Raw genomic sequence first — 2,606 nt, forward strand, 5'->3', positions numbered from 1 at the left:
GCTCTCGGCCCCGTCCGGGTTGGCGACGCCGCTGACCTTGACCTTCACCACCTCATATTGACCGGCGCTGCTGTAGCTTGTGCCGCCGAAGCTCGCTCGGCCGAGCACTTCCACCTTCGTGATCCGCGACACCGCCGCCGCCGCCGTGGGCGAGGGACTGGGCGTCGGCGCGGGCACCGCGTCGTCATCGCTGCCGCCGCAGCCGAGCAATAGGGTCAAGAGCGCGGCCGGTGCGCTGAGCCGCCATGCTCGATTTGGTGCCCGCATGATCGTGGTCTCCTCGTCCGGTGGGTCGTCGTTCGCCTCGGGCGTTCGTCACGCACTTCGGCATGTCACAGATCCGATCGGCGGGGTTCAGAAGCGCAGGCGCGCGGACACGCCGTAGGTGCGCGGCGCGCCGACGAAGCAACGGGCCAGGGTGTCGCCGGTTTGCGGATTGCGTACGCCCAGCAGCGCGTCGCTCGGCTGGTACAGGATGTTGGCGCAGTAGCCCTTGTCGGTCAGGTTCTCCCCGAACGCCGCGAGTTCGAGTCGGCCGCCCGGCGGGGTGATGGCGACACGAGCGTTGAGCAACGTATATGCCTTCTGCAGCGTCGCCGGGTTGTTGTCGGTCACGCTGCCGACGAACTGGTCGCCGACATGGGTCGCGCCGCCCGAAATCGTCGCCTTCCAGTCGTTGCCGAAGCTCACGTCGTACAGTGCGGTGAGCGATCCCTGCCAGTCCGGCGCGTAATGCGCGCGGCCGCCCGTCAGGTCGCGCACCGTCCGGACGCCGCCGACGGGGCCGCACTGGGGTATCGCCGGGCTTGCCGCCGAGCAGCCCGGGAAGGCGGACGCGCCGATGAAGCTGCGGAACTCGGAGTCGAGATAGGCCAGCGCCCCGTTCAGCCGGAACGCCGGCGTCACGACGATCCTCGCCTCGGCCTCGACGCCCTGATGACGCAGGCGACCGGCGTTGCGGATCAGGAAGGTCGTGCCGTCGAAACTGCGATCCTGGAAATCGTCGAGATCGACGCGGTAACCCGTGACATTGAGCGTTATCCGTCGATCGGCGAACTGCGAGCGCAGGCCCAGCTCGTAGTTGCGCGCCGTCTCTGAGGCGAAGGTCCGCCGCGTGACGCCGAGGGCCGGCGTGCCGCCGCCCGAGTTGAAGCCGCCTGCCTTGTAGCCGGTGCTGTACGACGCGAAGAGGTTGAGCGTCGACAGCGGCTCCCAGGTCAGCGCGGCGCGATAGGTCGGGCGATCGTCGCGGAAGCGCAGGGCGTCGTTCTCGGGCGCCCGCAGCGCGGTCGCCACCGGATTGGCCGTCCGTTGCACGAAGACGCCGTTCTTGCGGTCCCAGGTGTAGCGCGCGCCGAGCTGGACCGTGATGGTGGGCACCAGCTCATAGTCCAGCTGGCCGTAGGCCGCGTAGCTGTCGCTTTCCTGGCGGAAGGTCAGCGCCGTGGCACCGGCGAGCGGTCCGCGCAGGCAGGCCAGCGCCGTATTGCCGGCCGCGAAGGTGCTGCAGAAGTTCGGATCGAGATTGAGCCGCTCGGTGATGTCGAGCGTCTCGCCGAAATAATACAGCCCCGCGACCAGATCGAGCTTGCCCCCGAGCAGGCGATCCGACGGCGAAACCAGCTGTAGCTCCTGCGAGCGGCTTTCGCTGTAGAGCGACGAGTTCCGCGACGCGAGCGGTTTGGGCAGGAAGGTGATCTCGCCGTCGAACTGGTCGTTCTTGTAGTCGCGCCAGCCGCCGATCAGCCGCGCCTCCCACCCGTCGACATTCCAGACCAGCCGGCTCGACGCGCCCACCTGCCGGTCATCGACACGGCCCGTCGTGATCTGGAACACGCGCCGGTCGGTCGCATCGTCGAGTTCCGGCAGGAACTGCGCGCCGCCCAGCCGGGCGGCGAGCGCGGCCCGTTGCGTCGCGCCGATGGTGCGTCCGATCGCCTCGGTCGGCGTCTGCCCGTCGCCGTTCAGCCCGGCATAGTCGATCTTGCCCGTCCAGCTCAGCGTATCGGTGATGTCGCTCGCCAAGCCCAGACGCCCCGTCATGGACCGCTGCCGCCCGAAGCGAGACCCGTCGAGCAGGTTGCGTCCATACCCGTCGGTCCCGGCGGTTTGCAGCGCGAGACGCAATCGAAACCGGTCGTTACCGGGCGGGTTCAGGACCGCTTCCGCCCTATAGCGATCGAACGCACCATATTCGGCATAGCCGAGCGCCTGCGCCTCTCGCTGCGGATCGGTCGTGCGCAGGATGATGCCGCCGGCCGTGGTGTTGCGTCCGAACAGCGTGCCTTGGGGCCCGCGCACGACTTCCACCCCCGCGACGTCGAGGAACGATGAATAGACGGCGGACGGACGCGCGACGTAGACGCCGTCGAGGAACACCGCGACGCTCTGGTCCACCGACGTGTTGCCCGCGGCGCCGATGCCGCGGATGTTGAGCCGAAGGTTCGAAACCGAAGCGCCGCGCTGCGCGGTCAGCCCCGGCACGATCCGCTGCAGGTCACTCACCGTCTCGACGCGTTGCTCGACCAGTATCTCCGGCGTCACCGCGACGATGGAGAGAGGCACATCCTGCAACGATTGGTCGCGCTTCTGAGCGGTGACGATGA

Annotated in this window: 1 protein-coding gene and 1 pseudogene; both read right to left on the reverse strand. The window is 68.5% G+C overall.

The features are described 5' to 3' along the window. Window positions 1–219, reverse strand: a pseudogene (locus ACFE7F_RS15820) (hypothetical protein); the annotation flags it as partial. 135 nt (window positions 220–354) lie between these two features. Further along, window positions 355–2,606, reverse strand: a 2,252-nt coding sequence (locus ACFE7F_RS15825; RefSeq protein ID WP_375404805.1) for a TonB-dependent receptor, incomplete at its 5' end; no start/stop codon positions are given.

The organism is uncultured Sphingomonas sp. (assembly GCF_964235535.1).
Taxonomy (GTDB): Bacteria; Pseudomonadota; Alphaproteobacteria; order Sphingomonadales; family Sphingomonadaceae; genus Sphingomonas.